This window comes from Burkholderiales bacterium (assembly GCA_013695435.1).
Taxonomy (GTDB): domain Bacteria; phylum Pseudomonadota; class Gammaproteobacteria; order Burkholderiales; family JACMKV01; genus JACMKV01.
In genome coordinates this window covers 1-6,559 of sequence record JACDAM010000144.1, presented here as the reverse complement: position 1 = coordinate 6,559, position 6,559 = coordinate 1, and the positions used below count along the sequence as shown (strand labels likewise).

The window sequence follows — 6,559 nt, the reverse complement described above, 5'->3', positions numbered from 1 at the left end:
ACGGCAGTGCCCACCATGCATCAGTCGGTTTTGGCCCATTGCCGCGAAAACCGTGACATTGTCGCGCGCCATTCCCTGCGGTTCATCCGTTCGTCATCGGCCGCTTTGCCGCCAGCAGTCATGGCTGCGCTTGAGTCGGTCTTCAAGGTGCCGGTGATCGAAGCTTATGGCATGACCGAAGCCGCCCATCAGATCGCGAGCAATCCATTGCCGCCGGGCCCGCGCAAGTTGCGCTCGGTCGGTCTCGCCGCCGGCCCGGAAATCGCGATCATGGACGCCGCAGGCAATTTGCTCGACGCCGGACAGACCGGCGAAGTCGCGATCCGCGGCGCCAATGTCAGCGCCGGATACGAGAACAACGCCGAAGCCAATCGCGCGAGCTACGCCAACGGCTGGTTTCGAACCGGCGACCAGGGCTATCTGGACGCTGCCGGTTATCTGTTCCTGACCGGGCGGCTGAAGGAAATCATCAACCGCGGTGGAGAAAAAATCAGCCCGCGTGAATCGACGAAGCGCTGCTCGAACATCCGTCGATTGCGCAGGCGGTCGCGTTCGCGTTGCCGCATCCCACCCTGGGGGAAGATGTCGCGGCTGCAGTGGTGCTCAAGGCAGGCGCGCAGGAGTTCGAAGCGGCGATTCGCGCCTTTCTGTTCAAGCGCATCGCCGATTTCAAAGTGCCGAGCCGGGTCGTTATCGTCGATGCGATCCCGAAAGGCCCGACCGGCAAGCTGCAACGCATCGGCCTTGCCGACAAGCTCGCCGACCAGCTCAAAAACCAACGCGTCGCTCCGCGCAACGAGACCGAGCGAATCGTCGCCGGGATATTCGCCGAGGTGTTGAAAACTGACGTTGGCGTCAATGACAATTTCTTTGCCTTGGGAGGCGATTCGCTGCGCGCGACCCGGCTCATCACCGAAATCGAAAAGGCGTTTGGCAGGCGCTTGTCGTTCGCAACCGTCTTTCAGGCGCCGACCACCGCTGATCTTGCCAAGACTTTAGGCCAGGCCAGTCCGTTGGATGACTGGATTTCTTTGGTGCCGATTAATCCCACAGGTGATACGTCGCCACTGTTCTTCGTGCATATCAGCCCGGGCGTTGATCTGCGCATCCTCGGAAAGCATCTGGGCGTGGGACAGCGGTTCTACGGTTTGAATCCGCAAGGTCTGGACTTGCGTTATCCACCCTTGCGGCGCACCGAGGAAATGGCAGCGCCCAATTTGAGAGAGATCCGGCAGGTCCAGCCTCATGGCCCCTATTATCTGATCGGCGAATGCGCCGTAGCCATGGTGGCCTTCGAGATGGCGCAGCAACTGCGGGCTGAAGGGGAAGATGTCGCTTTGCTCGCGATGTTGGATCCGGTTGGCGCGGGGCCGGGCGTCACAAGCAGGAAAAGTTGGGGCGACCATGCGCGCAGGCTCCGCGCGCTACTTAGTATCCCCAAGGTATTAGCGTATGTATTTTCGCCGAGGGTCGCAGACGTGATGCCTATTTCGCTGAAAAGGCACGTTTTGAAGCTTTGTTTAACTCGTCGTATTTCAATTCCACGCGACGTGTTTTGGCGGTATCTGCAGAGTGTTTTGATTCAAGCGCGACCCAAGTATGTGCCTCGCCTCTATCCCGGAAAAATGCAACTGATCTGGACGTGCGATCGCTTACCGCCGCGCCGGCCTGCGAAACGATCAAGCTGGAACCAATTCGCCGGCGCCAGCGTTGAGCATTATGAGCTTCCGATCTCTCATAACTGGATGTTGCATGAACCGGAGGTCCGATCGTTAGCCGCCCAGCTTCGAATCCTGATCGATAAGGCGACCGGCAATGTCGGTCAGGCGAACCCAGCCAGATACGAACAAGCCTAGCGCGCGCTATTGTCGTTCCCGCGCATTCCTTCGTTTTAAACCCATGTCATTCTGGTTCCGGCTCGGGTCCGGCCAGGTAGTGCAGACTGAATAAGCAGTCGGCGTCAGTCCAGGTGCGAACCTCGTTAAAACCCGCTGCCTCGCCCATAACCTGGAACTGCGCCACGCTGTATTTGTATGAGTTTTCGGTGTGTATCGTTTCGCCGCACTCGAACGCATAACGCTCGCCGCGCACGCGAACATTCTGTACGCGGGCGCTGACCAGATGCATTTCGACGCGCCCCATCGCCGCGTTGTAAAACGCGTCGTGTTCGAATTGCGCAAGGTCGAAGTCCGCGTCCAGTTCGCAATTGATGCGCGCGAGCAGGTTTAGATTGAAACGCGCTGTTACGCCGCTCGCGTCGTTGTAGGCGCGATTGAGAATGCCGGCGTCTTTTTTCAGATCGACGCCGATCAATACAGCCCCGCCCGGCGCGACCAGCCGGCGCAATCGTCTCAGAAACGCGAGCGCTTCGTGCGGCTCGAAATTCCCTATCGTTGAGCCCGGAAAGAACGCAAGCTTCCTGAGCGCCGAGCGCGGCAGCAGTGCGAACGTCGGCTGCATGTAATCGACGCAAACAGCATGGACCTCGAGCCAGGGGTAGTCGCGCGCCATGGCATCGGCCGCCTGCTCCAGATGCTCGCGTGAAATATCGAGCGGCATGTACGACGCCGGTTTCAGCACATCGAGCAGCAGCCTGACTTTCTGGCTGTTGCCGCTGCCGATCTCGATCAGTTGCACACCGGTACCGACGAGTTCGGAGATTTCCCCGGCGCGCTGCTGCAGGATCGCGCTTTCCGTGCGCGTCGGATAATACTCTCGTGTCTCGCAGATCGCGTCGAACAGTCGCGACCCTTGCGCGTCATAAAAAAACTTGGGAGGAATCGTTTTTTGCGGCTGACTCAGACCAGCGGCCACATCGTCGGCAAAGTTCGCGGGTTCCGGCTGCAAGTCCGAAAGGCGCACGCGGCCGGATGCTTTCTGCGCGGTCAGGGCATTCATGGATTGTGCGCCTGCTGGTCCTGGGAACTCCGCGCCGGGCGATCCTGCGCCAATCGTATGCCGCTGAATTGCCAGCGGTCGGCAGCGGTGAAGAAATTGCGGTAGGTCGCGCGCATGTGCGAGCGCGGCGTCGCGCACGACCCGCCGCGCAGCACGAACTGGTTGCACATGAATTTGCCGTTGTATTCGCCCAGCGATCCGGTTGGCGGCTGGTAGCCTGGATATGCCGAATACGGGCTTTGCGTCCATTCCCATACGTCGCCGAACATTTGCGCTGGGCCCCCGGATGCGCACTTTTCTGCCGGTTGCGGATGCAGCCTGCCGCTTTCGCGAAAATTTCCCTGTATCGGCAAAGCCTGGACGGCAAGCTCCCACTCGGCCTCGGTAGGCAGGCGTTTGCCGGCCCAGCGCGCGTAGGCATCAGCTTCGAAGTAACTGACGTGGCAGACCGGTTCGACTTCGTCGATCGCCGCCATGCCCGATAGCGTCATGACCTGCCACGCGCCAGTTTCGTCGCGCTCCCAGTACAGGGGCGCGCTCCAGCCGCGCTCGTTGACGGCGTTCCAGCCCTCGGACAACCAGTGACGCGAATCGCGGTATCCTCCCGCTTCGATAAATCGCAAAAACTCGCCGTTGCTGACCAATCTGGAAGCGAGCTCATAGCCGGCCACGTAGATCGGGTGCCGCGGCATCTCGTTGTCGTAGGCGAAGGCTGCGCCGTCATGCCCGATCTGCTTCAAGCCGCCGGAATATTCAAGAAAACGCAGCGCCGTCGAGCCTAGCGCCGTCGAGCCTTCTTGCCGCCGCGGCGCTCGATGATAAGCCGGGCGCAAAGGATTGCTGGCGAACACATGCTTGATATCGGTGAGAAGCAATTCCTGGTGCTGCTGTTCGTGATGCAAGCCGAGTTCGATTCGCGCGCCGATTTCCTGCAGGGCCTCGCCTTCGGCACGGATCAACAGCTCGCGCATCCGCATATCGACATGCCTGCGATATTCGTAAACCTGCGCGACCGTCGGCCTCGACAACGCGCGCTGAACGCGCGGATGAAATGCTCCGACAGTCTGATAATACGAGTTGAACAGATAGCCGAACTTCGGATGGAACGGCAGGTAGCCGGGCACGAACGCGGCGAGTACGAAATTTTCGAAGAACCACGTCGTGTGCGCCAGATGCCACTTCGGCGGACTGACATCCGCCATCGACTGCATGTTGTAGTCGTCGGTTTCCAACGGTTCGCACAACCGTTCTGTTTCCGCGCGGACCTTCTGATAATCGCGCGTAAATGCGCGTTGCACACTTTCGCGCGCGGGCAAAACCTGAGCGGCCAATACTGACATGATTTTCTTTGCGATCGCGTTATCTTGCTGTTCTGGGCGTGCGAGCCTTGAGCAGGGCGAAACCAGCGCCCTCGAACAAAAAGCCAATACCGCGGGCGACGAGCTTGCTATCGTAACGATCTCGCAAACAGTACGTGCAACGCTGCACATTCGCCGTCGCCGCGAGCGGCGAACGCAAGTCGCCTGAGACTTAAAACGACTTATGCCTTCGCCATTTTTTTCCGCAAATCCTGCGCCATCTTCAAATGCTCCTGCAGAGTCGGCAGCGTTTCGGCGGCAAATTGCTTGAGTGCCGGATCCTTGCCGTCCTCGGCCTGCTTCTCAAAAACCTTGATGGCTTTCTTGTGATCCTTGACTTGCGCGTCCAGATATTCCTTGTCGAAGTTGGCGCCCGACATGTCGGCCATCTTATCCATTATCTTCTGGTGCTTTTTATCGACCTGTTGCGGCAACTGAATGCCTTTGTCCTCGGCGATCTGCATCAACTTCTTGTTCGCCATGCCGTGGTCCTGCACCATGTGCTGACCGAATTCCTTGACCGGCGCCGTGCCCTTCTCGGCTGCCTGCTTACCGGCGGCGACTTCGGCCATGCCGATTTTGCCAGCTTCCAAGGCGAACTTCTTGTCCTGCTCGGCGACTTGACCGCCGGCCTGCCGCATCGCGGCCTTATCGACATTGTCCGCGGCGTTGATCGGAGTGGCTGTCAGTATCCCGCCTGACATCAGGGCGGCGACCAAGGCGATATGTTTGAGCTTCATGGCGTATCCTTTGAGGTGAATGGGCGGTTGACAGTGATTTCGCGGCGTCTGAAGCAGCGCATAGGCACTGCCCGGCATCATTGCGTTATGCACGCATCAGCAAAAATGATGCCGTTGCAGAACGAACACTCTGCTGCAATACAGGGAGCGTGATAGCTGCGTATTGAGCAATTCTTACCGCCCTTATGAGTGCAATTTACATACTTGTGTAAGTCTTACAGTAAGCATGCAGCGCCAATCACGCGCTCTCGCGGCCTTGCTGGGTTCGCGCGAACCACTCGCCAGCGGGCACAGATGCTGCTGCGAGCCTCGGGCTTACGAGCCCGAAGTGTCGTTAGCATTTGCCTAAAAGGACGAACCATGACTGCCAGCTCTGCGAAAGATTTTGCGGAACAAACTTCCAAAGCCGGGACCAAGACAAACATGCGAAGCCGGACAAACCAGCGCAAAAACCCGGACGCGCGAAAGCCCTCGGTCTTTGCGGCGTTGAAGAAGATATCGGCGCTGGGGCAGAGACCGCAGCAGGCATCGGCAATGAATAAACGTCAGGCTGCCAAGCGAAAAATCCGCTATGCCGTTGTCGGCCTCGGCTACATCGCGCAGATTGCGGTCCTGCCGTCTTTTGCACATGCGAGCAAAAACTCCCAACTGACGGCGCTCGTTTCGGACGATCCGCTGAAGCTGAAACAACTGGGCAGAAAATATAACGTCCCGAACACTTATTCCTACGAACAATACGAGGCATGCCTGAAAAGTGGCGAGGTCGATGCCGTCTACATTGCGCTGCCCAACAATCTGCATCGTGAATATACGGAACGGGCGGCGCGTGCCGGCATTCACGTGCTGTGCGAAAAGCCGATGGCGGTGACGGTCAGAGAATGCGAGGCGATGATCAAGGCGACTGAACTGTATCGGGTCAAGCTTATGATCGCATACCGCCTGCATTTCGAGGAAGCGAACCTCAAGGCTGCGGAAATCGTGCAATCGGGCAAGATCGGTGAACCGCGCTTTTTCAGCTCGCTGTTCGCGCAGCAGATCAAGGCCGGCGATATTCGTCTGCAAAAAGCCCTGGGCGGCGGCACGCTCTATGACATGGGGATTTACTGCATCAACGCTGCGCGTTATCTTTTTCGCGAGGAGCCCACGGAAGTATTCGCGTATGCCGCCAATAACGGTGAGGAGAGATTTTCGGAAATAGAGGAAATGGTAGGCGTGACCATGCGCTTTCCGAATCAGCGCCTCGCGCAGTTCGTCAGCGGGTTCGGCTCGTCCGACGTTTCCATGTACCAGGTTGTCGGTACGAAAGGCGATCTGCGGCTGGACCCGGGCTACGAAATCGCCGCCGAGAACTCACGCATCGCCTGACCATAGGCGGCAAGACGCGCAAGCGCGCGTTTGCCAAACGCGATCAGTTCGCGCCCGAACTAGTGTATTTTTCGAACTGCGTGCTTAATGACGAGACTCCCGAACCATCGGGCAAGGAAGGGCTGGCGGATGTGCGCATCATCACCGCTTTGTATCGATCGATCAAAACCGGCAGACCGGTGAAGCTCGACCTGGCTC

4 protein-coding genes and 2 pseudogenes are annotated in these 6,559 nt (G+C 58.6%); 3 read left to right on the top strand and 3 right to left on the bottom strand.

Annotated elements, in window-relative coordinates:
* Together H0V78_07550 and H0V78_07545 are read left to right on the top strand one after the other, a co-directional pair.
* Nucleotides 1-989 (top strand): annotated as a pseudogene (locus H0V78_07550) (non-ribosomal peptide synthetase).
* Nucleotides 990-1,202: 213 nt separating this feature from the next.
* Complete coding sequence (locus H0V78_07545) at nt 1,203-1,856, top strand: hypothetical protein (protein MBA2351631.1); 654 nt, start codon at nt 1,203-1,205, stop codon at nt 1,854-1,856.
* Nucleotides 1,857-1,902: 46 nt separating this feature from the next.
* Here the strand turns inward: H0V78_07545 and egtD are convergent, their stop codons facing one another.
* From egtD to H0V78_07530, 3 genes are all read right to left on the bottom strand, one after another.
* Nucleotides 1,903-2,898 carry an L-histidine N(alpha)-methyltransferase gene (gene egtD, locus H0V78_07540; GenBank protein ID MBA2351630.1) on the bottom strand — a complete coding sequence of 332 codons (996 nt, stop codon included), beginning with the start codon at nt 2,896-2,898 and terminating at the stop codon, nt 1,903-1,905.
* Nucleotides 2,895-4,238 (bottom strand): ergothioneine biosynthesis protein EgtB, encoded by a 1,344-nt coding sequence (locus H0V78_07535; protein MBA2351629.1) that lies wholly within the window; start codon nt 4,236-4,238, stop codon nt 2,895-2,897. Before H0V78_07535 ends, egtD begins: the two co-directional genes overlap by 4 nt.
* A gap of 200 nt (nt 4,239-4,438) precedes the next feature.
* A complete protein-coding gene (locus H0V78_07530; protein ID MBA2351628.1) occupies nt 4,439-4,996 on the bottom strand; it encodes a DUF4142 domain-containing protein in 558 nt (185 codons plus the stop codon).
* Nucleotides 4,997-5,530: 534 nt separating this feature from the next.
* On the opposite strand from H0V78_07530, the pseudogene H0V78_07525 reads away from it, so the two are divergent.
* Nucleotides 5,531-6,559: pseudogene (locus tag H0V78_07525) on the top strand (Gfo/Idh/MocA family oxidoreductase).